Origin of the sequence: Aquabacterium sp. (assembly GCF_030652515.1) — a bacterium.
Lineage (GTDB): Bacteria > Pseudomonadota > Gammaproteobacteria > Burkholderiales > Burkholderiaceae_C > Aquabacterium.
The window spans coordinates 1-25,739 of sequence record NZ_JAUSAR010000138.1; the positions used below are offsets into that span (position 1 = coordinate 1).

The 25,739-nt window shown below is 63.0% G+C and carries 27 protein-coding genes; 13 read left to right on the forward strand and 14 right to left on the reverse strand.

All coding sequences use genetic code 11. The annotated features are described in order from the left end of the window. The 5 genes from Q7V20_RS16440 to Q7V20_RS16460 all read left to right on the forward strand — a co-directional run. Window positions 1–2,162 (forward strand): DNA gyrase subunit B (locus Q7V20_RS16440; RefSeq protein ID WP_304793524.1); only part of this gene is annotated, 2,162 nt, incomplete at its 5' end. Between the two features lie 52 nt (window positions 2,163–2,214). Beyond that, a complete protein-coding gene (locus Q7V20_RS16445) occupies window positions 2,215–2,472 on the forward strand; it encodes a type II toxin-antitoxin system Phd/YefM family antitoxin (protein ID WP_304793527.1) in 258 nt (85 codons plus the stop codon). Further along, window positions 2,469–2,903, forward strand: coding sequence for a type II toxin-antitoxin system VapC family toxin (locus Q7V20_RS16450; protein WP_304793601.1), 435 nt, complete (start codon window positions 2,469–2,471; stop codon window positions 2,901–2,903). Before Q7V20_RS16445 ends, Q7V20_RS16450 begins: the two co-directional genes overlap by 4 nt. A gap of 3 nt (window positions 2,904–2,906) precedes the next feature. Then, entirely contained in the window at window positions 2,907–4,766 is a 1,860-nt protein-coding gene (locus Q7V20_RS16455; RefSeq protein ID WP_304793530.1) for a 3'-5' exonuclease, read from the forward strand. A 72-nt stretch (window positions 4,767–4,838) separates the two neighbouring features. Further along, complete coding sequence (locus Q7V20_RS16460) at window positions 4,839–5,906, forward strand: DUF3883 domain-containing protein (protein WP_304793534.1); 1,068 nt, start codon at window positions 4,839–4,841, stop codon at window positions 5,904–5,906. Here Q7V20_RS16460 and Q7V20_RS16465 read toward each other — a convergent pair. From Q7V20_RS16465 to Q7V20_RS16490, 6 genes are all read right to left on the reverse strand, one after another. Continuing rightward, window positions 5,821–7,080, reverse strand: a complete 1,260-nt coding sequence (locus tag Q7V20_RS16465) for an ATP-binding protein (RefSeq protein ID WP_304793537.1) — start codon at window positions 7,078–7,080, stop codon at window positions 5,821–5,823. The genes Q7V20_RS16460 and Q7V20_RS16465 overlap by 86 nt on opposite strands. A gap of 115 nt (window positions 7,081–7,195) precedes the next feature. Then, a complete protein-coding gene (locus tag Q7V20_RS16470) occupies window positions 7,196–8,302 on the reverse strand; it encodes a J domain-containing protein (protein ID WP_304793540.1) in 1,107 nt (368 codons plus the stop codon). Continuing rightward, window positions 8,299–8,637, reverse strand: coding sequence for a hypothetical protein (locus tag Q7V20_RS16475; protein ID WP_304793544.1), 339 nt, complete (start codon window positions 8,635–8,637; stop codon window positions 8,299–8,301). The genes Q7V20_RS16470 and Q7V20_RS16475 overlap by 4 nt, the downstream gene beginning before the upstream one ends. After that, on the reverse strand, window positions 8,637–8,825 hold the full coding sequence (locus Q7V20_RS16480; RefSeq protein ID WP_304793547.1) for a hypothetical protein: 189 nt from the start codon (window positions 8,823–8,825) through the stop codon (window positions 8,637–8,639). The genes Q7V20_RS16475 and Q7V20_RS16480 overlap by 1 nt, the downstream gene beginning before the upstream one ends. After that, window positions 8,809–10,290 (reverse strand): M20 family peptidase, encoded by a 1,482-nt coding sequence (locus tag Q7V20_RS16485; RefSeq protein WP_304793550.1) that lies wholly within the window; start codon window positions 10,288–10,290, stop codon window positions 8,809–8,811. The genes Q7V20_RS16480 and Q7V20_RS16485 overlap by 17 nt, the downstream gene beginning before the upstream one ends. A gap of 31 nt (window positions 10,291–10,321) precedes the next feature. After that, window positions 10,322–11,026 carry a GntR family transcriptional regulator gene (locus tag Q7V20_RS16490; RefSeq protein WP_304793553.1) on the reverse strand — a complete coding sequence of 235 codons (705 nt, stop codon included), beginning with the start codon at window positions 11,024–11,026 and terminating at the stop codon, window positions 10,322–10,324. A gap of 150 nt (window positions 11,027–11,176) precedes the next feature. Here Q7V20_RS16490 and Q7V20_RS16495 point away from each other — a divergent pair, with 150 nt between their 5' ends. The 3 genes from Q7V20_RS16495 to Q7V20_RS16505 are packed head-to-tail and all read left to right on the forward strand — an operon-like array spanning window position 11,177 to window position 13,425. Beyond that, complete coding sequence (locus Q7V20_RS16495; protein ID WP_304793556.1) at window positions 11,177–12,277, forward strand: BMP family ABC transporter substrate-binding protein; 1,101 nt, start codon at window positions 11,177–11,179, stop codon at window positions 12,275–12,277. Between the two features lie 18 nt (window positions 12,278–12,295). Beyond that, a complete protein-coding gene (locus Q7V20_RS16500; protein WP_304793559.1) occupies window positions 12,296–12,940 on the forward strand; it encodes a flavin reductase family protein in 645 nt (214 codons plus the stop codon). 2 nt (window positions 12,941–12,942) lie between these two features. Beyond that, entirely contained in the window at window positions 12,943–13,425 is a 483-nt protein-coding gene (locus Q7V20_RS16505) for a nucleoside deaminase (RefSeq protein WP_304793562.1), read from the forward strand. On the opposite strand, the gene Q7V20_RS16510 is transcribed toward Q7V20_RS16505, so the two are convergent. From Q7V20_RS16510 to Q7V20_RS16520, 3 genes are all read right to left on the reverse strand, one after another. Then, window positions 13,422–14,795: a TAXI family TRAP transporter solute-binding subunit gene (locus Q7V20_RS16510; protein WP_304793565.1), complete on the reverse strand. Its 1,374-nt coding sequence runs from the start codon at window positions 14,793–14,795 to the stop codon at window positions 13,422–13,424. The two genes, Q7V20_RS16505 and Q7V20_RS16510, sit on opposite strands and share 4 nt — an antisense overlap. Before the next feature lie 161 nt (window positions 14,796–14,956). Then, window positions 14,957–15,295, reverse strand: coding sequence for a DNA-binding protein (locus Q7V20_RS16515; protein WP_304793568.1), 339 nt, complete (start codon window positions 15,293–15,295; stop codon window positions 14,957–14,959). A 65-nt stretch (window positions 15,296–15,360) separates the two neighbouring features. Then, window positions 15,361–15,963 carry a MarR family transcriptional regulator gene (locus tag Q7V20_RS16520; protein WP_304793570.1) on the reverse strand — a complete coding sequence of 201 codons (603 nt, stop codon included), beginning with the start codon at window positions 15,961–15,963 and terminating at the stop codon, window positions 15,361–15,363. A 217-nt stretch (window positions 15,964–16,180) separates the two neighbouring features. Here Q7V20_RS16520 and Q7V20_RS16525 point away from each other — a divergent pair, with 217 nt between their 5' ends. Beyond that, window positions 16,181–17,488: a HipA domain-containing protein gene (locus Q7V20_RS16525; protein WP_304793573.1), complete on the forward strand. Its 1,308-nt coding sequence runs from the start codon at window positions 16,181–16,183 to the stop codon at window positions 17,486–17,488. Here Q7V20_RS16525 and Q7V20_RS16530 read toward each other — a convergent pair. Together Q7V20_RS16530 and Q7V20_RS16535 are read right to left on the reverse strand one after the other, a co-directional pair. After that, window positions 17,485–18,663 carry an aminotransferase class I/II-fold pyridoxal phosphate-dependent enzyme gene (locus tag Q7V20_RS16530; RefSeq protein ID WP_304793576.1) on the reverse strand — a complete coding sequence of 393 codons (1,179 nt, stop codon included), beginning with the start codon at window positions 18,661–18,663 and terminating at the stop codon, window positions 17,485–17,487. The two genes, Q7V20_RS16525 and Q7V20_RS16530, sit on opposite strands and share 4 nt — an antisense overlap. Beyond that, window positions 18,660–19,595 (reverse strand): class I SAM-dependent methyltransferase, encoded by a 936-nt coding sequence (locus Q7V20_RS16535; protein ID WP_304793579.1) that lies wholly within the window; start codon window positions 19,593–19,595, stop codon window positions 18,660–18,662. The genes Q7V20_RS16530 and Q7V20_RS16535 overlap by 4 nt, the downstream gene beginning before the upstream one ends. Window positions 19,596–19,665: 70 nt before the next feature. Here Q7V20_RS16535 and Q7V20_RS16540 point away from each other — a divergent pair, with 70 nt between their 5' ends. The 4 genes from Q7V20_RS16540 to Q7V20_RS16555 all read left to right on the forward strand — a co-directional run bounded on the left by Q7V20_RS16540 (window position 19,666) and on the right by Q7V20_RS16555 (window position 23,341). Continuing rightward, entirely contained in the window at window positions 19,666–20,016 is a 351-nt protein-coding gene (locus tag Q7V20_RS16540; protein WP_304793581.1) for a nucleotide pyrophosphohydrolase, read from the forward strand. A gap of 191 nt (window positions 20,017–20,207) precedes the next feature. Beyond that, complete coding sequence (locus tag Q7V20_RS16545) at window positions 20,208–20,720, forward strand: hypothetical protein (protein ID WP_304793584.1); 513 nt, start codon at window positions 20,208–20,210, stop codon at window positions 20,718–20,720. A 118-nt stretch (window positions 20,721–20,838) separates the two neighbouring features. Further along, window positions 20,839–22,794, forward strand: coding sequence for a hypothetical protein (locus Q7V20_RS16550; protein ID WP_304793587.1), 1,956 nt, complete (start codon window positions 20,839–20,841; stop codon window positions 22,792–22,794). Window positions 22,795–22,924: 130 nt separating this feature from the next. After that, entirely contained in the window at window positions 22,925–23,341 is a 417-nt protein-coding gene (locus tag Q7V20_RS16555) for a diacylglycerol kinase family protein (protein WP_304793589.1), read from the forward strand. Here the strand turns inward: Q7V20_RS16555 and Q7V20_RS16560 are convergent. The 3 genes from Q7V20_RS16560 to creD all read right to left on the reverse strand — a co-directional run. Then, window positions 23,298–23,471: a hypothetical protein gene (locus tag Q7V20_RS16560; RefSeq protein ID WP_304793592.1), complete on the reverse strand. Its 174-nt coding sequence runs from the start codon at window positions 23,469–23,471 to the stop codon at window positions 23,298–23,300. The genes Q7V20_RS16555 and Q7V20_RS16560 overlap by 44 nt on opposite strands. 102 nt (window positions 23,472–23,573) lie before the next feature. Beyond that, entirely contained in the window at window positions 23,574–24,287 is a 714-nt protein-coding gene (locus Q7V20_RS16565) for a potassium channel family protein (protein ID WP_304793595.1), read from the reverse strand. A gap of 71 nt (window positions 24,288–24,358) precedes the next feature. Further along, window positions 24,359–25,739 (reverse strand): cell envelope integrity protein CreD (creD, locus tag Q7V20_RS16570; RefSeq protein WP_304793598.1); only part of this gene is annotated, 1,381 nt, incomplete at its 5' end.

Sequence of the window (25,739 nt, forward strand, 5' to 3'; positions counted from 1 at the left end):
ACGCCGGTGGCAAGTTCAACCAGAACAGCTACAAGGTGTCGGGCGGCCTGCACGGCGTGGGCGTGAGCTGCGTGAACGCGCTCAGCAAGTGGTTGCGCCTGACCATCCGCCGCGATGGCAAGGCCCACCTGATCGAGTTCAAGCAAGGCATCCCGCAAGACCGATTGCTTGAGATGCGCGATGGCTTTGAAGTCAGCCCCCTGCGCATCACCGGTGAGACCGAGAAGCGCGGCACCGAGGTGCACTTCCTGCCCGACGACGAGATCTTCAACAACATCGATTTTCACTACGAGATCCTGGCCAAGCGCCTGCGCGAACTCTCGTTTTTGAACAACGGCGTGAAGATCCGCTTGGTCGACGAGCGCAACAACAAGGAAGACAACTTCGCCTACATCGGCGGGGTCAAAGGCTTTGTGGAGTACATCAACACGGGCAAGAAGATCCTCAACCCCACGGTGTTCCACGCCCAGGGCGACAAGATTTCTGAATTCGGCACCAACGTGGGTGTTGAAGTGGCCATGCAGTGGAACGAGAGCTACAACGAAAATGTGCTCTGCTTCACCAACAACATCCCCCAGCGTGATGGCGGCACCCACCTGACCGGCCTGCGCGCCGCGATGACCCGCGTCATCAACAAGTACATCGAAGACAACGACCTGGCCAAGAAGGCCAAGGTGGAAGTGGCCGGTGACGACATGCGCGAAGGCCTGGCCTGCGTGGTGTCGGTGAAGGTGCCCGAGCCCAAGTTCAGCAGCCAGACCAAAGACAAGCTGGTGTCATCTGAAGTGCGCGCCCCGGTGGAAGACATCGTCAGCCGCCTGTTGACCGACTTCCTGCTTGAGAACCCGATCGACGCCAAGATCATTTGCGGCAAGATCGTGGAAGCCGCGCGGGCGCGTGAAGCGGCCCGCAAGGCCCGTGAAATGACGCGCCGCAAGGGCGTGTTGGATGGCATGGGCCTGCCCGGCAAGCTGGCCGACTGCCAGGAAAAAGACCCGGCGATGTGCGAGATCTACATCGTGGAGGGTGACTCCGCCGGTGGCTCTGCCAAGCAGGGCCGCGACCGCAAGTTCCAGGCGATTTTGCCCCTGCGCGGCAAGATCCTGAACGTGGAAAAAGCCCGCTACGAAAAGTTATTGACCAGCAATGAAATCATCACGCTGATCACGGCGCTGGGCACGGGCATTGGCAAGGGTGGCGGCACGGATGACTTCAACCCGGACAAGCTGCGCTACCACCGCATCATCATCATGACCGACGCCGACGTGGACGGCGCGCACATCCGCACCCTGCTGCTGACCTTCTTCTTCCGGCAGATGCCCGAGCTGGTCGAGCGTGGCCACATCTACATCGCGCAACCGCCGCTGTACAAGGTCAAGCATGGCAAGCACGAGCAGTACCTGAAGGATGCGCACGACCTGGACACCTACCTGATGAAGGTGGCGCTGGACACGGCCTTGATCGAGCCTGGCGCCGGCAAGCCCGCCATCAGCGGCGAGCCTTTGGTGGAACTGGCCAAGGCCTATGTGCTGGCCAATGACGTGGTCAACCGTTTGAGCAAGTGGATGGACGTGGATGCCTTGCGCGCCATGGCCAACGGCCTGACCTTGAACCTGGACACCCTGGAGCAAGCCGAAGCCAGCGCCGTGGCCTTGAAGGCCGGGCTGCACGACGCCGAAGTGACCGCCGAGTTCGACGAGCGCACCGACAAGCACGTGCTGCGCATCAGCCGCATTTATCACGGCAACGTGAAGAGCAGCATCATCACGGCCGACTTCATGCACGGCGCCGATTACGCGGCGCTGAGCACGGCGGGCACGACCTTCAATGGGTTGCTGGGCGCTGATTCGGTGGTGAAGCGCGGTGAAGGCGATCGCCAGAAGGAAGCGCGCGTGAAGGACTTCCGCGAGGCCATGGCCTGGTTGATCACGCAGGCCGAGAACACCGTGGGCCGCCAGCGCTACAAGGGGCTGGGCGAGATGAACCCATCGCAGTTGTGGGAGACCACGATGGACCCGACCGTGCGGCGCTTGCTGCGCGTGCAGATTGAAGACGCGATCGAGGCTGATCGGGTGTTCGTGATGCTGATGGGCGATGAGGTTGAGCCGCGCAGGGAGTTCATTGAGAGCAATGCCCTGCGGGCGGCGAACATTGACGTTTGACGTTTCAAGTTTGATGTAGTAACGTGCCTACATTCTCGAAAGGGGTGCAGGCATGACCATCACAACCTTGTCCAGCCGCGAGTTCAACCAGGACGCCAGCGGCGCTAAAAAAGCGGCTCAAAACGGCCCCGTGATCATCACCGACCGGGGGCGTCCTGCGCATGTCTTGCTGACGATCGAACAGTATCAGCAGCTCACGGGCCAGCAGGCCAGCATTGTCGATTTGCTGGCCATGCCAGGCGATGATGACATTGAGTTTGACGCGCCCCGCGTTAATGGCCCCTTGTACAAGCCGGCCGATTTCAGCTGATGTATTTGCTGGACACCAACGTCGTCTCCGAATTGCGCAAAGCCAAATCGGGGAAAGCGCATCCACAGGTTGTTGAATGGGCGCAGAGCGTTGCGGCCTCAACCTTGTACATATCCGCCATCACGGTGCTGGAGTTGGAAACGGGCATCTTGTTGATGGAGCGGAAAGATGCCCATCAAGGCGCGCTGCTCCGCACGTGGATGACCACGCACGTGCTGCCTGCTTTTGCTGATCGCACCTTGCGGGTGGACACGGCCGTGGCAATGCGCTGTGCCAAGTTGCATGTGCCCAATCCTGGTGCCGAGCGGGACATGCTCATTGCTTCAACGGCCCTGGTTCACGGCATGACCGTGGTGACGCGCAATGTGGCGGATTTTGAAGCTACGGGGGTTGAACTGCTCAATCCCTGGGATCAACCCAACAAGCAATGACCCATGGCGTTGTTTCCCCAAGGCCTGAGCCACGTTGATAAGCGGTGCAATCCGGGTGAGCGCCGGGTGCTCAACCAGATTAAACGCTGCCTGGAAGACGACTACCTCGTCTGGCATGACATCCCCGTGGGGCCGAAGGCGCTTCAACCCGATTTTGTGATCCTCAGCCCCCGCTGGGGTGTATTGCTGTTGGAAGTCAAGGACTGGAAGCGCAGCACGCTGGCCTCAGCCACCAAAGACCGTGTCGAGCTGACCTTGGACAGGGGTTTGGTGACTGACGCCAATCCCTTGCGCAAGGTGCGCGACTACGCCATGGAATTGGTCAACCTCATGCAAATGGATGCCCAGTTGATTCATCCCGCCGGGCCGTTTCAGGGCAAGCTCCTGTTCCCGTACGGCTGGGGCCTTGCGTTCTCCAACATGAAGCGAGCCGATGTGGGCGATGACTTTGGCGAGGTCTTCCCCGAGCACAAAACCTTGCTACGGGATGACCTGGATGAGGCGATGGACCCGGGCGTATTTCAGCAGCGGCTGTGGGGTATGTTCTCGGTCAGCTATCCCCACACGCTGAGTCTGCCGCAGCGTGATCGTGTGCGTTGGCACCTCTTCCCCGAGGTGCGCATGGTGCCAGCACAAGCATCACTGACGGCTGATGGCGATGATGCGGGGGCATCAGCTTTGGCTCCCCTGCCGGACCTGATGCAGGTGATGGACCTCCAGCAGGAGCGAATCGCCCGGACCCTGGGCGAAGGCCACCGTGTCATCCATGGTGCCGCCGGGTCGGGCAAGACGATGATCCTGATCTTTCGTGCGCAGCAATTGGCGGCAGCAGCCCAGCCGGGTAGACCAATTTTGGTGCTTTGCTACAACCGTGCTTTGGCGGGGCGCATTGATGCCGTACTGCGAAAGCGTGGCGTGGATGAGCAGCGCGTTCAAGTGCGGACCTTTCACGCCTGGTGTGAAGACATGGTCCGCACCTACCAAGTCAATGTGCCCGCAGACCGCCGTCAGTCGCCCCATTACTATGAAGTGCTGGCTCAATCAGTGGACCGAGCTTTGGCCACCGGCTTGATTCCTTCAGGGCAGTACCTGGCCTTGTTGATCGATGAGGCGCATGATTTCGAAGAGGCATGGCTGCGCTTGTCCACCAAGCTGATTGACCCAAGCACCAACAGCCTTCTGGTGCTGTACGACGACGCTCAATCAATCTATCAAAAGAAGCGGCGCAGCAAATTTACCTTCGCCAGTGTGGGCATCAATGCGCAACGGCGGCGTACTCAGATATTGAGGTTGAACTATCGCAATACGACTGAGATTCTCAACCTGGCTGTTCGATGTGCTCAGACGCTGCTGCAAGAGGGCTTGGACGACAGCGATACCGCCACGGTGATGCCTGCGTCGGCAGGGCGAGCTGGTCCGATGCCCGTGTTGATTGAGGCTAAGTCGCCGAATGAGGAGGCAGAGCTTGTGGCTCACCGCATTGCCACCTTGGTGGCTGACGGTCAGGAACTCGATGAGATTGCCGTTTTGTGTCGAACCCGATACCAGATGGCACCACTCGAGCGGGCCTTGTCCAAACACCGTGTAGCGTTCCAGTCCATGAACGCTGACGGATTCAGACGATTTGACTGGCGCAGGCCCAGCGTCAAACTGGTGACCTTGCACAGTGCCAAAGGACTGGAGTTCACGAGTGTGTTCATCCTGGCATTGCAAACGTTGCCCTACAAGGGCGAGGCTCTGGACGATGAGGTGAGGCTGCTTTACGTTGGCATGACACGCGCCAACCGAGACCTTGTTTTGTCAGCAAGTGGGCGTTCGGTCATTGTCGATAGGGTGAAATCGGCATTGGATGCGGTGTGCTGAGTGCTTGATGGTGTTGGAGTGACAGTGGCAAGCGGAATAAGCAAACTGAGTCGGTGGTCGGTAGACGCTGCGTTGGATGAGTTCAGCCGCATTGGCCGAGACGCGTTCCTTCAGAAATACCGATTTGGTCCCGCACAAGACTTCTTCATCGCGCATCCCACAACTGGACAAGCATGCGATGCCAAAGCCATTGTCGGTGCCGCGCATGGCCTTCATTTTCCCAATGAGGGACCTTTGCGGCCGCAAGATTTTTCAGGTGGCGAAGCCACGGTGATCAAGCTGTTGAGGGGCCTGGGCTTTGACCTCACGGACGTGGGTGCTGCATCCGCGTCCAACAAGGACCGCGTATGGACGCGCCATGAAAATGAATTGATCGTTGCTGACTATTTGCAGATGCTGACGAAGGAGTTAGCTGGACAAAAGTACAACAAGGCTGAACGTGCACGATCCTTGATGCCCTTACTCAACGACCGGAGCAAAGCCTCCATTGAGTTCAAGCGCGCCAACCTGAGTGCCGTGATGATCGAGCTGGGTTTTCCTTCTCTGCAAGGCTACAAACCACGCTCCAATTTTCAAAGGGATGGCCTTGTTGATGTCGTGACCGAACAGGTTGCGTACCTGCCATTGCTTGAAAAAGCGGCAGGATTGGCGGTGGACAGACCTGCGGAAGTACCCGAGTCAGTCGTCTATCAGGGCATCCGTTCTGAACCGCCCAAGCGTCAGCTAAAAGCCGAAGAGGTACGCCCCATTTATCAACGCCGCGCTATCAAGCGTGACTACTTTGAACGAGAGGCACGCAACCGCTCATTGGGCACCGCGGGTGAGTTGTTCATCGTTCAATATGAGCAATGGCGATTGGCTGAGCTGGGTGTTGGGCAACTGTCAGAGCAGGTGAAGCATGTGGCCGAGGAGTTGGGCGACGGCTTAGGCTACGACGTGCTGTCGTTTGAACCGGATGGACGTGAACGCTTCATTGAAGTGAAGACCACGGCCCATGACGCCGCAACGCCATTTTTCGTGTCAATGAACGAAGATAGATGGGTTGGCACGGCGCTCAAAGCGCGGCAAAAGGAACCGCCCACATGCCGTCCCCGAAAGACAGCGCCTGGTCGCCGTTGTACAGCACCAGGCCGGAGATGAAGTCTTCGCCCGTCAGCAATTGCAGCTTCTTGAGTCCTTTGAAATCGCTGGCGTTCACGGAGGCCGCGGCCTTGACCTCGATGCCGATGACTTGCCGCAGTGGGGACTCGAGGATGAAATCCACTTCGACCTGGTCCTTGTCACGGTAGTACGAGATGAACCAGTCACCAGGGTGCCGGCTCATGGCCTTGCGCAGCTCGGCGTGGACCCAAGTTTCGAGCGTGGCGCCCCAGCGATCCCGTTGGGTGACGATCAATTCGGGCGTGAGCCGAACGAGGGTGGATTGCAGGCCCGCGTCCAGGAAATGCATCTTGGGGGTCTTGACCAGGCGATTGAGTTCGTTGCGGCTCCAGGCGGGCAGGCGCTGGACAAGGAAGAGCTTTTCCAGCACGCCCAGGTACTTGTCGACGGTCTTGCTGTCCAGCCCGAGTTGCCCGCCGATTTGCGATGCATTGAACAACTGGCCGCAGTGCGCCGCCGCGATGGCCAGCAAGTGCGGCATCTGGCTGAGGTGCTCGATGTGGGCCACGTCGCGCACGTCGCGTTCGATCAGGGCCTGGATGTAGGCCCTCGCCCAGGCCTGGCGGCGAGCGGGGGTGGTGCGCTGGCGCATCTCAGGGTAGCCGCCGGCCAGCACGTCGGCCACGATGTCGGGGCTGATGGTACCGGGGGGCACGACCTGTGTGGGCCAGTCTTGTGTCTGGGCGCGTTGAAGGAAGTCATTGGGGCGCCGTTGCAGTTCGGCTTGCGACAGGGGCAGCAAGGTATGCACAGCCATGCGGCCAGCCAGGCTGTCCGCCACCTGAGGCAAGGCCATGAGGTTGGCCGAGCCGGTGAGCAAGAAGCGGCCGGGGCGGCGATCCTGGTCGATGACGAACTTGAGCGCCATCAGCAACTCGGGGGCGCGTTGCACCTCGTCGATGATGGCGCGGTCCAGTCGGCGTGCAAAGCCCAAAGGGTCTTGCCGGACGGCGGCCAGCAGCGTGGTGTCGTCCAGCGTGTAGTAGGCCATGTCGCCTGCGAGCTGCTGTACCAGGGTGGTCTTGCCGCACTGGCGCGGGCCATTGACGAGCACGGCTGGGGTGTCCAGAAGCGCCTCTTGCAGGGGGGATGCGAGATGGCGGGGGTACAGCAGCTTGGCGGAGACTGGTGGGTTCGGCGATGAGGCACTCATGGCAATGAACTCATGAATTCAGCATCGTCCATTATGGATTAATGTGGCGTCTAATTCGGATTAAAATAGCGTCTATTTTGGATCATGACGAGAGCCACGTGTCAATCTGGCCCACTCAGAACCAGTCGCCTGACATGGCCTCCATCTCGAACCGCGCCATCTCCCGCCGCAACCAGCGCTTGGTAGCCTGCTTGTCCTGGAAGGCTTGCAGATCTTGTTCCAGGCTCACGTGTGAGAGGCGCAGCTCTTTGACCTGCATGTCCAGCACCTTGACCAGCTTGTTCGGGTGCAGGGGCACGGTGGGCGGCACATTGAAATCCATGCGGAAGTTGTATTCGAGGTGCCTGAGCTGGTATTGGATGTCAGCAAGCTGCTCTGCCAAGGCCTTGTTGTAGAGCTTGAGCCGCGCAGGCGCCGTGAGGGCCAGATCCTGCTGGTTGATCTGCGCCGTCTCCAGCTGCAGGGCCAGCAGGCCCAGGAGGTCTTTCTGGTCATAGGCCTGGTTGGCACGTTGCATCAGGGCGGTGCGGGCGGCGCGCTTGTCCGGGTCGGGTTCTCGGTCTGGGTGCAGTGCGCTGGCCAGCTTGCGGTAGATGTCGCGCAAGGATTGGGCCGTCAGTTCGAGCTCGGCTTGCTTCCTGGCCTGGGCTTTGCTGGGTTTGGTCGGCTTGGTGGGCTGGCTGTCGGCCTGCTGATGCTCTGCGTTCTCTGCCAACTTCTGGCGAGCGCGCTCCAGCAGTTCTTCAGGGCGGTGGTCCATCGCGTCGTCACCCAGGTCCACGCCCGTCATCTTTTCGACCATGTCGATGAAGGCCTCGTGGTCTTGCTGCTGCGCTTCGCCAAAGGGGTCGTCGGCATGCTTGTCGTACAGGGCTTGCAACTCAGGGTCGGGTTCATCTTGCCCTTGAAGCAGATGCCAGGCCGCTTCGCACAGCAGGTCTTGCATCGTGGCCCGCTCGCGTTGGTTCCAGCCCTTCTGCTCAAGCAGGCGACCCAGTTCATGAACCCAGGTGGTTTGGGTTTGCTGCGCAGCCTGGGCCAGCGGGAGCGTGCGCTCCCTCATGGCGGTGATGAACGGGGGCAGGCTCTCGTGCCAGCACGCGAGCTTGTCGCGCGCCTGCTCGATCTGCTGCGTCAGTTTGTTGAAGCGCTTTTGCTCGGGGCTGAGTGCTTGCGTGGGGGTGGCCGCACTGATTGCCACTGGGGTGCTGGGTGATGTCATGACTTGGGCATCAGGATGATCTTGGCGGGCGTTTTTTTGCCCTTGTCGCGGCTGCTGGGCTCGGCCTTCGCGGGCACCTTGCTGAGGTGCGTTGGTGAGACCTTCCATTGCTGTCCGTTGCTGGTGATCACCGTCACCGTTTTCTGGTTGTATTTGGCGATCACGCCGGTCAGCACCGGGTGTCCGGGCGGGTGGAAGCTCACCTGTTCGCCGATGCGGAAATCCAGCATGGCGGAGTGGGCCTGCATCTGTTCAAGGAACTTCAGGCGGGCCACCACGCGGTTGTTCAGGTCGATCAGCTGGTCGTAAGTGAGCTCGTCGATGTCGATTTTCATCACGTGTTCTCCGAAGCGGGGCTGCTCAGTGTGGCGGGCCAGAGCTCCTGAGCCACGCAGCACCCGGATTGTCGCAGCAAGGGCTGCCATACGTGGTCGGCATCCAGGCCGTGAACCGGCGTGATCGTGGCGATGCGCACGACGTGATCAAGCCGCGCTTCCAGGTTCGATTCAGCGCTCGTTGACATGGCGCAGCAAGCGCTCATAAAACTGAATCATCTCTGCATACTGCGCCACGCCGATGCGCTCATTCGTGCCATGAAGACGCGGCAAATCCTTCGCTGTGGCATGAATGGGCCGAAAGCGCAGGATGGTCTCGGCCAGGTCCGTGAAATGGATCGAATCTGTGCCGCCGATCAACAACCCCGGCGCCACCACCGTGCCGGGTTGCAGTTCGCGCAAGCTGCGCGCCAAAGCCCGATACGCCTTCGAGTCGGTGCTGGAAACCGGCGCGGCCTCCGCACTCTTGGGATGGCGCTCAACACTCACGTCCAGGCCTTCCACCACCTGCTGCACGTGCTGGATCACATCCTGGCTGGTGTTGCCCGGTAGCAGTCGGTAGTTGATGGTGGCAGAGGCCAACCCCGGCACCACGTTCTCCAGCTCACCGGCGTTCAAGATGGTCGGCACGGCCGTGGTGCGCAGCATCGCATCGGCAGCCGGTGTCTTGGCCAGTTCGCGCTCAACCAAAGGCCGCGTCAGCCACAGGTTGCTCAGCACCACGCGCATCGGCCCGCTCGCCTCGGCCGCCACCGACTCCATCATTTCGCGGGGCAAGCCTTCCAGGCGGCCGGGCAAAGGGTGGGCCTCCAGGCGCTGCAAGGCCTCGGCCAGCACCCCGATCGCATGGCGCTTGGGCGGTTGGCTGGAGTGGCCCGGCTGCCCCTTGGCGGTGAGCTTGAGCGTGAGGTAGCCCTTCTGCGACAGGCCCACCAAAGCCACCGGCGCCTTCACGCCGGGCACCAAGCCGTGCGTGATCACCAGGCCTTCATCCAGCAGGAACTCAAGCTTGACGCCTTGCTGGCGCCACATCTTGGCCACCTGCGCGGCACCCTCATCGCCACCCACTTCTTCATCGGCGTTGAACAGCAGGTAAATGGTCTGGCGCGGTTTGAAACCGGCTTTGAGCAAGGATTCGACCGCTTCCAGGATGGCCATCACGCTGGACTTGTCGTCCCAGGCGCCACGGCCCCACACGAAGCCGTCCTGGATCGCGCCCGAGAAGGGCGGCACCTGCCAGTCCTTGTCGGTGCCTGGCGCCACGGACACCACGTCCTGGTGGGCCAGCAAGGCGATGGGTTTGGCTTGTGGGTCGGTGCCCGGCCAGGTGTAGAGCAAGGCGTGCTTGCCGATGACCTGCTGCGTCAAGGCGGCGTGCGCAGCGGGATAGCTGGTCTGGATGAGCTGGCGCAGGGCTTCGAAGGCGGCCGCGTTGGCATCGGTGGCCGACCACACGGTGCGCAGCTGGACGGCGGCGCTCAAGCGCCCTGCTGCCGCTGCGGCATCAACCGCCACGCCTGGCCGGGCTTCGACCTCGATTTGCCGCGAAGGGAAGCGCCAGGTTTGCCAAGCCAGGATCAAGGTCAGAATGAACAACAGCCCCGCCAAAAGCCAGAGGATGCGGCGGATCAGGGAGGGTTGGCGGGAAGGCATCTCAGCTTCTTTCGGTAATATTCCATTGGCGCTAGCGCGAAGGCGTCCCCACCGCCTGCGCGTACTGCGACAGGATGCTGCCCAGGTCCTGGTCCGAGCGCACGGTGCGCGGGATGAGGGCCCGGGCCTCGATGCCCTCCAGGTGTTCTGCCATCAGCTTCACGGCCGTCGCAGCATCACCGCGGGCCATCGCGTCGATCAAGGCGCGGTGCTCCGTGACCGCGCAGTCCGACGAATGCGGGCGCCCATGAACCGCCAAGATCAGGGAGCAGCGCGTAGTGACCTCGGACAGGTAGCGCGTGAGCAAAGGGTTGCCGCTCAGCCGGGCCAGCTGGATGTGGAACTCGCCCGCCAAGCGGATCGACACATTGGCCTGACCGGCCTTGGCCGCCGCCTGCTCTTCACGCACATGCGCTTCCAGCGGTGCGCGCCAGGCGCTCTGCCAGCGCTCGCAGGCCAGGCGCACGACCTCGGCCTCCAGGCAACGCCGCACCTCAAACACGGCCCGGGCCTCGTCCAGGCTGGGCTGGGCCACGGTGGCGGTGCGCTTGTTGCCCACCTCGATCAACCCTTCGGAGGCCAGGCGCGCCAAGGCCGCGCGCACCAAGGTGCGGCTGATCTCAAACTGCTCGGCCAAGGGGTCTTCCGGCAACTTGGTGCCGGGGGTGAGCGCCTGCTCCATGATGGCCTGGCGCAAGGCCAGGTAGGCGATATCGGCCTTTTGTGACAAACCCATGCGCTTGATTGTGCCCTGGAAACCGGGGCGCACCACCGTGGTGAGAACCACCGGGCATGGTCATTGCATGCAGTTTATGGCAATCACGTATACAAGAATATTGTTTAAGGTGTACGTGAGGTTGTGCACCACTTTGTCACAGGAGTCTCCATGAAACGTCGCCAATGGCTGCAAGCCACCGCCCTGGGCACCCTCGCGCCTGCCCTGTCCACCCTGGGGGCCCTGACCCCGCTCAGCGCACGCGCGGCCGCCAAGCCCTTGAAGATTGGCTTCATCTACCCGGGCCCGGTGTCCAACGTGGGCTGGACCTTTCAGCACGACCTGGGCCGCAAGTTGGTCGAGAAAACCTTTGGCGCCCAGGTCCAGACCGTGTTCGTGGAAAACGTGCCCGAGTCCAACGACGCCGAGCGGGTCATCCGCCAATTGGTGATGGATGGCTGCACCATGATCTTCACCACCTCCTTTGGCTTCATGGAGTCGACGTTGAAGGTGGCCCAGGAGTTTCCGGACGTCATCTTCGAGCACGCCACCGGCTACAAGATGGCCAAGAACGTGGGCATCTACCAGACGCGATTTTACGAAGGCGCTTACCTGATCGGCATGGTGGCCGGCCGCATGACCAAGACGAACAACCTGGGCTTCGTGGCCTCGTTCCCCATCCCCGAGGTGCTGCGCAACATCAACGCCTTCACCCACGGGGCGCGCAGCGTCAACCCAAAGGTGCGCACCAAGGTGGTCTGGATCAACAGCTGGTACGACCCGGCGCGCGAGCGTGATGCGGCCATGGCGCTCTCAGGGCAGCAGTGCGATGTGTTCTACCAAAACACAGACTCGCCCGCCATCGTGCAACTGGCGCAGACCAAGGGGCTGTACGCCTTTGGACAGGACTCGGACATGCGCGCCTTCGGGCCCAAGGCCCACCTGACGGCCAACACCGTGAACTGGGGCGTGTACTACGTGCACAAGGTGCGCCAAGCCCTGGTCGGCCAGTGGAAGGCCGAAGACACCAAGTGGGGCATGAAGGAGGGCATGATCGAGTTGCCTGCGTTGAACCCGGTGGTACCGCCAGACGTGGCCAAGCTCTTCAACGACAAGAAGGCCGCCATTTTGGCCGGCCAGTTCCACCCCTTCCGCGGCCCCGTGAAGGACCAGGCCGGCGCCCTGAAAATCGCCGCCGGCCAGACCATCTCGGACAGCGAGCTGTGGGGCATGAAGTGGTACGTGGAAGGTGTGGACGGCAAGCTGCCATGAACACGAGGACCTGACCGCATGACTGCCCAGCACATCGACTTTCCGGCCCTGACCACGCACCAGCGCTACAAGCTGATGGCCAGCCTGATCGTGCCGCGCCCCATTGCCTTGGTGACCACGCTCAGCGCGCAAGGCGTGGTTAACGCGGCGCCGTTCTCCATGTTCAACATGGTGGGCGAAGACCCGCCGCTGGTGATGGTGAGTGTGAACCACCACAACAGCGAGGGCCGCCAGAAAGACACGGCCACCAACATCCTGGCCAATGGCCAGTTCGTGGTGCACCTGCCCGACGAAGCGCTGGCCGCCGCCATGCACGCCTGCGCCACCGAGGCGCCTGCCGAGGTGAGCGAGCTCGACATGGCGGGCCTGACCGCCGTGCCCTCGCGAACCTTGATGGTGCCCAGCATCGCCGAGGCCCCGGTGGCGTTTGAATGCGTGCTGCACGAGCACCTGCACAATGACAGCCGCCACGTGTTCTTCGGGCGGGTGCAGTGGCTGCGGGTGCGCGAAGGCCTGGTCGACACCGAGACCTGGCGTGTGCGCTTGCAAGAGTACTTTCCGGTCGCGCGCTTTGGCGCCAGCTTTTATGTGCGAACCCGCGACCGCTTTTCCATCGACGGTGACACGCCCGCCGCGCGCCGCACCGCCATCGACGAGATCTGACCATGACCGCCACCGAGCATTCCAACGACCCGTTCAGCGACGACGACCGCACCCACTTGCGTGCCGCCATCGAGGCGTCGCGCCAAGCCCGCGCGGCGGGCAACATGCCCTTTGGCGCCAGCCTGGTGAAAGACGGGCGCTTGCTGTGGGTGGCCCAGAACAATCAGCTCACTTCAGCTGATTGCACGGGCCACGCCGAGGTGGTGCTGGTGCGGGAAGCTCGCCAGGCCCTGGGCGAGTCTTCCACCACAGGGGCCACGGTCTATGCCAGTGGCGAGCCCTGCGCCATGTGCGCTGGGGCCATGTTCTGGGCGGGCATCCGGCGTGTGGTTTATGCCGCCACCACGCCAGACATTGAAGCGGCTTTGGGGGGCCCCTCGCTGCCAATGCGCTGTGCGCAGGCCTTGGCCGCAACGCAACCACCCATCCGGGTTGACGGGCCTTGGCTGCGTGATGAGGCAGTGGCCGTGTTGATGGGGGCTTAAGTCCTCGGTGATCCTTGGGCTCTCGCCAACAAGCGCCTCCGCGTCTTCTCAATGTTGTTCCGCAGCGCATACACCTCGTCCGCATGCGCCAGTGGCACGGTGATCTGCGCCGCCACGCGGTCCAGCTCATCCAACTCGTTGAGCAACTCGCTGGTCTCGGCATCACCATCTTCCATGTGCGCCTCCACCTGCCGCAAGCGCTCGTACCAGCGGAACACGCGGCGCCTGACGCGGTAGGTGTACAGCGGCGGCACCACGCGTGACAAGGGCAGCAGCAACACGATCAAACCACCAATGACCAGCCACATGCGCTCCAGCAGATTGCTGGCCCAGAAGGGCAGGTAGCGCTGGTAGAACGGCGGCGTGCCGTTGATGGCGCGATCACCCTCGGGGCTCACGGGCAGCTCGCTGGTGCGGGTGTTCGGAAAATCCCGCGCGCCATTGAACCAGCCTGAGTCGCCATGGATCTGCTGGGCCGTTTGCGCGAACAGCTGGCGCAAGGCAGGGTGCGTGTCTTCACTCGTGAGCAAGGCTGTGGTGGTGGCCAACAGGCCGATGCTCTCGGGCGGTTGGTTGCGGGCCAGGCTCACCATGCCGCGTGGCAGCGTCACCGTTTGCATGAACGGGAAGCGCCGGGACAGTGCATCCGCCTGGGGCAGGTCGACCAGGGTGATGCCGGGTTCTTGCAGCAGGCGCTGCACCACCGGCGACTCGGGCGCGGTCACCAGCACCAGGGCATCGATCTGGCCAGCTTGCAGGGCTTGTGCGGCGGCTTCCGGTGTCATGTCGCTGGCGATGACTTCGTCGGGTGTCAGGCCGTTGGCTTGCAGCAGGCGGTTCATCAGCTCGGGCACGCCGCTGCCGGGTTGGTCCATGTTGACGCGCAAGCCACGCAGCTGCGTGAGCGAGGTCAGTGCCACGGCAGAGGCCACGTCCTTGTTGCTCGGCGCACCCTTGACCGCCGCCGGGCGGTAGAAGATCCACAGCGGCTCGTAGAACAGCGCACCGAGCGACATGATGCCGACCTTGGCATCGTGGCTCATGTCGCCGCTGCCGCCACGCACAAAGGCCACGTCGGCGCGGCCCTCGCGCAGGGCTTGCAGGTTGCCCACGGTGCCGTCGGTGGTGAGCAGCTTCACGCGGATGCCGTCACGCGCCAAGGCCTGGGCATAGCGCTGGCCGAAATCGGCATAGGCAGTGCCTGCCGGCCCGGTGGCCAGCGTGACGGTGCGCGGGGGTTGCGGGTCGAGCCACCAGTAGGTGGCGGCCAGCAGGCTGAGGGCCAGCAGCAGCACGGGGCCAGCCGAGGCCAGCATGTCGCGCAGCGAGAGCAGGGCCAAAAGCAAGGCTTGTTTGATTTGACGGGTCATGGATGAATGAGGAGCAGGAAAGCGCACTTTAAAAGCGCAGCACCATGTTAAAGATTGCTTTAATGGCTTTACCAGTCATTAAAGCAAACGCCTTCCGCCGGGCCCTTGCTGGATGGAAATGACCGCATTGGCCCGACTGCTGATCGCTGCCTGCATGCTGCTCACAGCAACCCGGGTTTGTTAGCCGCCAACCAAGCCATCACATGTGCGTGCAACTCTTTGGCACCCGCAATACACGCAGCCACCGCTGAGTCAGGCACCAAGTCACCAGAGTAATCCGCCAGGTTGCGTTGCTTGCGCAGCGCATCCAACACGATGACTTTCTGGGTGGGCAAGGCCACGGTCAGCGTCAGTGTTTGAATGGCCGTCTGGTGGTGGCCTGGTTTGCTGGTCAATGTGCGAAAGCCGTTGGCGTTGAGGGCCAGCATGGCCAATTGCATGATCGCTTTGTAGGCGGCGTCAAAGCGGTTCTCGGCGCTCAGCCCATCAAGCTGACGCATCGTCAATGTTGCGCTGTGCGGCGATCAGCAGCTTGGCCACTTGAGCCTTGTCAGGCGCGATGGTGTCAAGGCTGATGCCCAGCAAGTTCTGCAAGCTCATGCTCGCTCCCGATCAAGAATATTTTGGGTTTGGACAGCACATCGCGCAAAAACGGCTCAGCCCCAGCTTTCTGCGAAAACTCGCCCGCAGAAAACACTTTGGGATTCACCTCTCTGCCCAAGTCAGCTTGTGCGGGGTAAAGCAGTTCCACCGTTTGCACGAAGTCCACATCACCGATCACCATGAGGTCGATGTCACTGCCTGTGGTTTCGCGTGCTTGCGCGACTGAACCAAATACAAACGCCACGCGGATGTGAGGCGCGGCCGGGGCCAAGGCCTGTACCAGCACATCGGCCATGCCGGAGGTCTTGCGCAGCATGCTGGCCAGCTCGGTGAAAACGGGGCAGGTTTTGTCGGCGCTGTAAACCTGTTGGTTGCCGCGCTTCTCGCGCCGCAGCAAGCCAACCTCGGCCAGCTTGGTGAGCTCCCGAGTTACCGTGCCTGCGGCCAGGCCCGTTCGGCGCGCAATCTCGCGCCCGTGCAGGGCCTCGTCGGGGCGCAGCAGCAGCAGGCCGAGCACACGACGGCGGTATTCGGGCAGCAGGACGGTGGCAAGTGATCGATGCATTTTTGGCCTCAATTGGCGCTTATTTTGCATCAATTATCCACGCACGTTGCATGTCAGTGGGTGGTGTGGTTGGTCATGCAAGGGACCGGAGGTTGCAATAGCGCACTCTAAATTCACTTTGTAGAATAAAATGAACTATTCATGATTTATTCATTAAGCCATGCCGTCGGCATCTGAGCAAGAAAATTCCCAGCGAATCAAGGCATTGGAGCGCGCCATGCGCTTCGGCCCTCGCTCGGCCAGGGAATTGATGGAGGCGCTGAGCATCAGCCAACCTACCCTGTCGCGAACTATTCAGGCATTCCCTGCTTTGTTCACCACCTTCAGGGTGTCAGGCGATCGAACCCCTAAGTACGGCCGCCTGCGCAACCTGCCTGGCGGCCTCAACCCCCGTCAATCGATTTTCAGAATCTCGAACACCGGCACCATGGAAACCTTCGCCGAGGTCGAGTTCCTGACCGGGGGCGCGACCCTGGAGCGAACCACCGCGCAGACCACCTTGTACGAAGGTCTGCCGCCCTACATGGCCTTTTCGGCGCCCTCCGGCTTCCTGGGGCGGCAAGTGGCCAGAGCCGCGTCCGCGGTGGACACGCAGTTCCCCGAGAGCCTGAAGGACTGGGGCGACGACCACCGCGTGGCCTACCTGTTCACGCGCGGGCTGAACCTGGCGGGCAACCTGGTCTACGGCACCGCCTCGCTGCAGCGGGAGATGGACTTCCGCAAGCTGGCACCCCTGCCCCCTGCGCAGAAGCTGGCCCACTACGTGGACATGGCGAACCAGCTCAAGGATTCGGCCCATGGCTCCAGCGCGGGTGGTGAGCAACCCAAGTTCCTCAGCCTGGCGGAAGACCTGGGCCATGTCATTGTGAAGTTCGCCAGGCGGGGTAGCCGCATGGCGGAGCTGCTCCCTTTCGAGCACCTGGCGCTGCGGTCATTGGAGGCCGTTGGCGTGCCCGCGTCAAAGACCCAGTTGCTGGCCTCCAGCGACTACGTCTTCCTGGAGGTGCAACGCTTCGACCGGATCGGTGCGCATGGGCGTGTGGGGATGCTGTCGGCGGGCGCCATCGATGACGAGTTCTTTGGCGCGCGAGACACCTGGTCGGAGTTCGCGGCGCGCTGCGTGCAAGCCAGGTACTTGTCGGCGCAAGACGCCCTGCATGTGGACGTGATGGCCGCCTTCAGCGAGCTCATCGGCAACACCGACCGGCACTTCGAGAACATCTCCGTGCTGCTGGGTGAAGACGGCGAATACAGCGGCATTGCGCCAGCCTACGACATCCTGCCCATGCGTTATGCGTCCATCGGCGGCGGTGTGGACCCCAGCTTGACACCCATCACGCCCAAGCTCAGCACCATTGGCGCCAAGCCCGATGTGTGGGCCCTGGCGGCCGAAGCGGCACATCGGTTCTGGGGTGCGATCGAGCAGGGCCAACTGGATCTGCCGGTCTCCGAGGCGTATCAAAAGCTGGCGGCCCAGAACCTGGCGGTTGACCGGGATTTCGTGGCGCCCTTGCTGCCGATCTAAGCCGTGAGCATGAAGCGCTTGAGCCGGGCCAAGCCTTCGCGCAAATCAGCTTGCGAAGCTGCGTACGACAGGCGCACATGCTTGGCCGCGCCACACGATCCGAAGTCATGGCCTGGCGTCAAGGCCACGTGCGCCTCATCCAGTGCCCGCTCGCAGAAGCGCATCGCGTCCAGCCCCGTGCGGCTCACATCGATGTACACGTAGAAGGCCCCATCCGGCGGCACTGGCACGGGCAGGCCGATGTCTGCCAGGCCCTTGAGCACCAATGCTCGGCGCTCGGCCAGCTCCTGCTTTCGCGCTTCGCACACCGCAATCGACTCAGGCGTGAAGCAGGCCAGCGCCGCCATCTGGGCTGGTGTCGGCGCGCAGATGTAGTAGTTCTGCGCCAGCCGCTCCATCGCGGGCACCAGTTCATCGGGCACCACGGCCCAGCCCAGGCGCCAGCCGGTCATGCCGAAGTACTTGGAAAAGCTGTTGATCACACAAGCACCCGCGTCAAAGGCCAGTGCGGTTTGTGCGGCCTGCCCGGAGGCCGCATCCACATCACTCAGGTTCAGGTAGATCTCATCGACGATGCGCCAGGCCCCATGCGCCTTGGCCCAGTCGCAGATGGCGGCCAGCTCGGCCGTGGGCACCGAGGTGCCGGTGGGGTTCGAGGGCGTGGCGATCATCAAGCCTTGGGTGCGCGCGCTCCAATGGCGCTGCACGGTGGCCAGGTCCAGCTGGAAGCGCGAGGCGGCATCGGTGGGCACCAGGCGAACGTTGGCGCCGAAGCCGCTCAGGAACTGCCGGTTGCAGGGATAGGACGGATCGCCCACCAGCACCTCGTCGCCCGGGTCCACCAGCGCGGCGGTGAGCAGCAGCAACGCGGCCGAGGCGCCTGCGGTGACCACCACGCGCTCGGGGCTGATGCTCACGCCGTGCGCACGTTGGTAGAAGCCTGCGATGGCCTCACGCAAGGCGGGCAGGCCCAGGGCGCCGGTGTAGGGCAAGGGCAGGTTGCTGCCCGCGATGCGCTGCAGCTCGGCGCGCACGGCCGGTGGCGCGCCAAAGTCGGGCTCGCCCAGGTTGAGTCGGATCACGCGGTGGCCAGCGGCTTCAAGCGCGGCGGCCCGCTTGCCGAACTCCATGGCCAGGAAGGGGGTGATGGCTTGGGCGCGTTGGGAGATCTTCATAACGAGGGAGCTTTGTAAACCAGCACTTTCAAAGCCCGATCGCTGGACACGTCCGCGAACACGGCTGGGTTGTCCACCCGCTCCACGAAGGTCAGCTCAGGTGCCAGCTCTTTCATCTGATCCTGCAAGAAAGCCGCGCCGTGCCTGGGTGAGTTCAAGCACAACACCGCATGCCCATCCGGGGCCAGCAGATCAGGCAGGCGGCGCATGAGCTTGGCGTAGTCCTTCTCGGCCACGAAGCTGCCTTTCTGATAACTTGGGGGATCCAGGATGATCAGGTCATACGGGCCCCGGCGGCTGATCGTGCCCCACGAACTGAAGATGTCGTGCGGGAGAAAATGGGCGCCGCTGGTCAGGCCATTGAGCTGGTGGTTCTGCTTGCCGATGGACAAGGCGCCGCCGCTCATGTCGATGTTCGTCACCTGCCTGGCGCCCGCCTTCAGCGCCACGATCGAGAAGGCGCAGGTGTAGGCAAACAGGTTGAGCACCTTCTTCAGGCCCGGACGGGCTGCGATGTGTTCGTGAACCCAGCGCCTGCCCTCGGCCATGTCCAGGAAGAGCCCGTGGTTCAGGCCCCTGAGCAAGTGCACCCGATACACCGCCCCTTGTGCGCTCACCACATGGGGATCAGGCACCTCGCCGGCCAGCAGACGGGTCTCGGCTCGCGCATCGTCGCGGGTTTGAAGCACCAGGTTCAAGGGCTGGCCTGGGGCGATCTGGTCCCAGCGTTGCGCCAGGGCCGCCTGGATGGGGGCCAGATCCTCATCGCTCACGGGCTCGAAGCTGGTCAACAGCCAGACGGGCGTGAAGTAATCCAGCGACCACTGCTCGCAGCCTGGGAACAAGCCGCCTCGGCCATGGAAGACGCGCTGGGCCTCGGTGGGCAGCTCGATGGTGGCGATGGCATCGAGCAGGGCTTGGAAAGGTGTCACGGATGGGCAGAGAATGTGGGTGACCCGCATTCTGCATGTGCCGACGATTTCACGGACAAAGCCTGAACACATGAATGACCCCATCCAACAATTGGCCCAAGACCTGAACCAGTTCGCCCAGGCGCGCGATTGGCGGCAGTTTCATTCGCCCAAGAACCTGGCCAGCGCGCTCACGGTGGAGGCCAGCGAATTGTTGGAACACTTTCAGTGGCTGACCGAAGCGCAAAGCCACCAGCTGGATGACGACAAGCGCCAGGCCGTGGCCTTCGAGATGGCCGATGTGCTGCTGTACCTGGTGCAGTTGTCGTCGGCCTTGAACATCGATCTGATGGACGCGGCCCGCCGCAAGATGGTGATCAATGCCCAGCGGTATCCCGTCGAACAATCACGCGGCAACAGCAAAAAGCACAGCGAACTTTGAATGGCGGAGACAAAGCATATCGCCGGATCGTGGACTTGTGCCGCCCCGTTGCAGGAAAACCCCGGATCGGGTTTTCAAGGCCAATTTGAGCCACCAAAGTGGGCCCGATTTCTGCATGATGGTCATCAGTGGCCCTTGCAATGCCGCAGGGTCACCTTCCTGAAACCGATCGATCTCACGGAGGATGGCGCATGAACTGGCTTGACAATGTATCGTCAGACAGCGATCAACGGATTGCCCCGGCTTGCTTGTACCAGGGGCACTGGCGACACCGCCTGAACCCCCATGGCGACTTGCTGATGTGCCGTGTGGTGATGGACGTGGCCGAGCCACGCGTGGTGGCCGCCCAAGTGATTGAACATGGCCTGGTCGAAGACCTGGATGCCAGCGACCTGGAAGAGTTGAGCCAGCTGATGTTGGCCCAGGAGGTGTATCACCGCCCCTCGGCCTGGGGCTTCACCGCCTGCGCCATGCTGCCACTGTGGGCCAAGCCCACTTTCAGTGAAAGCCAGATCGAAGAGATGGAGCGCATCCAGGGCTACCTGATCGACGCGCCAGACGACTCGGTGGACACCGTGCTGCAATTGCGTGACCAGTTTTTACAGGGCATCGGCATGACCTGCGAAGACGTGCACCGCGCCGTGCGGCAACCCAATGAGTACGGCACGGGCCAGCGCAAGGGCGGGCGCGGCTTGGCCAGCTGAGCTAAAACAGGCCACCGCCCCCCCACTTCACCCCCACTTCACACACCTCATCGTCACCTCACACCCGCCCATCAGACTGAACTGACTGATGGGCTGGTTTGCAAAGGGGTGAGCTTGCATGGGTGCGGTTGAGGATGAGTTGGCGCTGCTGCCGCCGTGCACGCGGCCATGGGGCCCGGCTACCACGCGCCAACTCGCGCGCCTGCTGGGCGCCTACCTGACACTGGTGGCGCTTGGTTCGGCCTTGCTGCTGCTGGCCCCCCAGGATGCGCTGCAGATCTTCGGCCTGGGCCTGCTGTGGCCAGGAGCAGGCTTCCTTGCGCATGCTGACATTTGCACCAGCAGCGGCATCGGGCATGGGCTGGCGGCCTTGAGCTGCCTGGGGGCCTTTGTTTTCTCCTTGCTGATCTGGTTTGGCACGGGCAATGTCCTGGCCCCGCCAGTGGTGTGGTTCACCTCGGCCGTGTGGGCGGCTAGCATGCGCCATGGCGCCATCCAGAGCGGGTTGCTCAAGGCGGTGTATGCGTCGATGGGCTGGGCCGCCTTGGTGCTGGCGTTGACGATGCTGGCCTGGTTCGCGTTCGCACGCCGGCAAAGGCGCCTTGACAATGCCTACCTTGACCAGCAAAGGGGGCGCCTCGACCAGGTCTTCACGGCACCCCCACCACGGCAGGGTGAGCTGCCGGAAATGTCGTTGGCGCATCTGCAGCGCCTGCGTTTCGCGTTGGACCGCGCCCTGCAAGCGGATGAAGCCTTCTCGGGCTTCGAGCACCGCGATCAGTTCCAGACGGCAGCCTTGCGCTATCAGCTCAACTTTCTGGGCTATGGCCTGGCCCTGACGCAGGCGCGCTTCACACCGGCCTTGGCGGGGTACGCCAGGCAGGCCCAGCGCAAGCTGTTGCACAAGCAGGCGCAGCACCGGGTCTGGGCCTACTGGGCTTTGGAAAATCGCTGGGGCAATCTGCGGGGCGACCCGGACCCGGTGGCCCGAGAGAACATCATGTACACCGGCTTTGTGGCGCTGCAAATGGCTTTGTTTCAAGCCAGTACCGGCTGCACCGAGTTTTCAAAGCGGGGTGCGCTGCGCCTCACCCATCCCCGGGGGCACAGCTATGCGCACGACTTCGCTTCTCTGAAGGCCAGCCTGACGCAGGCCTACCAGCCATCGCCCTACTACCTGATCGCTTGCGAGCCCAATTGGGTCTACCCCCTGTGCAACATGATGGGGGCCAGCGCCGTGCTGGCCCACGATGCCCAGCACGGGCTGAGCGAGTGGCGCGCCCATGCCATGGCATTTCGCCACCACCTGGAGGCGGAGTTCCTGGATGGCATGGGCCGCTACGTGCCCTGCCGGTCGGCCCGCACGGGTCTGGCCCTGCCGGCCATCGGAGGCGTCATGCCGCTGGCCATGCCCTGCTATTTTCTGAATGCACTGGCGCCCGATCTGGCGCGCCGCCAATGGCTCCTGCTCAGGCGCCGCTTGTTCGATGGCGGTGGCCACTTCAGGCGCCGTGCGTTCTGGCCCATCGACACGGGGAACTATGGTTTCTCAAGGGCCAGCGCCTACGCCGCCACGGCCTTGGCCGCCGTCGAACTGGGTGACGAGTCCGTGGCCGCCCATTGCCTGGCCGCCTTGGAAGACGAGTGCCCGAGCACGCTCAAGGATGGCGTCATCCACCGGGCCAAGGCATCGGTCTGGGCGCATGGGGTTGAGCTGATGACGCTGGCGGGTGTCCGCGATGGCTTCAGGCGCTTGATCACCACCCCATCACTGGTCACCGCTGGTGCCGAGGAAGGCAGCGGCCCCAGGCTGGAAGGCCTGCGCTACCCCGATGTGCTGGTGGCCTCGGCCCATGCCGATGCGCTCACTGGTTCGCTGCAGGCGGTGCTGTACGGCGGGCTGGGCGATGGTGTCCAACGCATGACGGTGTCGGGCCTGCGGGCGCACGCGCGCTATCGCGTCAAGGCCGCTGGCGTGAATCAGGTTCAGGCCGATGCGCAGGGCCGAGTGTGCTTGGTGGTGCCGCTGTTGGGGCGGACCTGTTTGAGCGTGAGCCCGCTGGAGGTGCACTGATGGCTTGCTGCGTGTTGATGGCCGCCACCTGGTGTGCGGCCTTGGGTTTCAAGGCCTGGTGGATGAGCAGTTTTGGCCGCGCCGACCAGGCTCAGGCATGGCGTTTGACCCCAAGACAGGATGACCAGCCATGAGACCCCATTTCACACTCGCTGCCCGCATCAAGAGTTTTGGCTACGCCTTGGAAGGGCTCGCCTTGATGCTCAAGACGCAGCACAACGCCTGGTTGCACCTGATCGCTTCTGTGCTGGTGGCCGGGCTGGCCTGGTGGTGTGGCGTGAGTGCCGCTGACTGGCGCTGGTTGCTGCTGGCCATGGCCATGGTGTGGGGGGCCGAGGCCATGAACACGGCGGTCGAATTCGTGTGTGACGTGGTGTCACCCCAATACGCGCTGGCCGTCAAAGGTGCCAAGGACGTTGCAGCGGGTGCGGTGCTGATCGCGGCGGTGGCGGCGGCAGGCATTGGCGCGCTGACCTTGTGGCCTTATGTTGAAGACCGTGTGGTCAGCTCGATGAATCCCGAGCGCGTGTCTTGGACACGCCAGTGACGATGCCCAATCCCAACAGGATCAGACAAGCGATGCCGACATAGAGGTGAGGCACGCCCGCCACCACCAAGCCCCAGGCGACGCCGCCAGTGATCAGCAAAAAGCCGACGAGGTAAAGTGCAAATGACATGATTGGTGCTCCTTCTGGAAGCCCAATGTAACGACGAGCAGTTCACTGGCCCATCAGCAGGCGCCCGCATTTCACGTAGGCCTCGGCCTACAGGTTTGCGCTTCACCGGTTGGCGGCATGCCGCATGGCGGCCAGATCATCACGAAGGCCCTTGATCTGCAGATGCAGGTCGCGCAAGATCTCGTCTTCAATGCGCCTTTCTTCTGACTGAACCCACATGGCGGCGATGGCCGCAGTGACCAGCGACAAGGCCGCAAAGCCCATCAGCACCACGAACACGGCGAAGATCTTGGCGGCGGGGGTGGTGGGCACGATGTCGCCATAACCCACGGTGGCGGCGGTGGTGAAGGCCAGCCACAGGCCATCTCCAAAGGTTTTCGCTTGCGGCTCCAGCCACCAGAAGCCCATGCCGCACAAACCCAGGATGCCGACCGCCAGGGTCAGCAGGTGGGCCAGCCCGCCTCGCCAGAACCGGGGCCACAGCGATTGGCCACACCGCAGGATGATCAGGAGTGCCGTGGCCAGGCGCACACCCAACACGTCCAGCTGTTCACCCAAGGGCAGGATGGCCGACAGCAGCAAGGCACCCGCCAGGACGCCAGACAGCTGATGATGGGCATACCGTTTGGCCCACGGGCCGTGCTGTCTCGCGTGGTGCCCTTCCTGGAAGATGACCAGGGTGCAGGCGGCACAGCCCACCAGGTACAAGGCCGCGCAGACCAGGCGGTGGGTGGACAAGGCGGCCATGTAGAAGGCGGGGATGGTGGCCAGCAGGGCCAGCAACTCGCCACGCCGCCAAGGGCTGAGTGAAGTCATGAAAGGGGCCATGGCCCCAGCCTAACCAGGCCGGGGCTGCGGGTGCTTGATGCACATCAAGCATGAAGGCATCAAGCCTGGTCGGCGATGGGCGTGTTGGCTTGGGTTCGCATCTGCGCCATCAGGGCATACCAGTCCAGGCGGCGCGTGCTGACCATGATCGCGGTGAGCACCAGGAAGAGCAGGCCCGAGCCCAGCACCAGGGCGTTCTGCTCCAGTTGCAGCAACGCATACAGCGTGCCGAACAGGCCAGCAATGCCTGCGCCAAAGGCCAGGCCGCTGCGCCAGCCGTGCAGCACAAAGCTGCCGTAAAAAGTCAGCAGCAAGGTGCAGGCCCCGGCCGCCATGGCGTAGGCGATGCCAAAAGCCAGGCGCTCGGACAGGCTGACCAGCAGCAGGAAGAACACCGTCAGGGCAGCACCCACCAGCAGGTACTGGATGGGGTGCACGCGCAGGCTGCGCAGCACCTCGACCAGGCCCACGCCCACGAAGGTCAGCACGATGAACAGCAGGCCATACTTGGTGGCGCGGTCGCTCAGCACATAGGGGCTGACCGGGTCCACGAAGGCCACGCCAAAGGCTTCGATGCAACCGGTTTGCTCGCTGCCGCCTTCGCTGGTGCGGGTGGCGTATTCCACCGGGTCGCCTTTGAACCAGGCGGGGCACAAGGGGGCATCGCGCGTGAAGGCGCTTTGGGCTGTGCTGGCCAGGGAGGTGACCTTCCAGCTGGCGCTGAAATCACGCTCGTCCACCTGGCGGTCCGTGGGCAGGAAGCGGCCGCCGAACGAGGGGTGTGGCCAGTCGGCTTTCAAGGTGACTTGCGTGGTGTTGGCCACCGGGGCCAGTGACAGCGATTGCGTGCCAGCGATCTCCAGGTTCAAATCGACCTGCCACGGGCCAGGTCGCTCAAGCAGGTCGGCCGACACCGGGGCCTGGAATCCTTGCGGGTACTTGGCCATGCCGCTGCCGGGCAGGATGGGCAGGGACTGGCCTTGCAGGCGCATCTCGGCCACGCGGATGCCGCGCGCATCGCTCAAGGCCACAGACAGGAATGGGGCCTCGCACTTGACTTCGCCGCCGGGGTGTTCGGCCTGGGCGATCAGGCCGCGCACATCGGCCCACTTGGCCGCCAGCCCTGATCTCATCCGGTAACCATTGACCTTGAACATGCCGCGATGGCGCGGGGTCATGTCCACGGTGGCGTCCGCCTTCAGCACCGTGGGGGCCAAGCGCAGTTCGCGTGTTGCGGTGGTGAGCACGGGCCGGGGGTCTTTGCCTTCGGTCTGGCCGGACACCCAGGTCTCGGTGCAACGGCGGGCCAGGGTTGGGCCCATCAAGGTCTGGCTGGTGGCCAGGCTGTTGGCGACGCTGCGCTTGGCCTCGCCCTGGCGCTCTTGCCGCTCACGCACCAGGGCCTGCACCGACCACAAGGCCCACAACAGGCCCAGGATG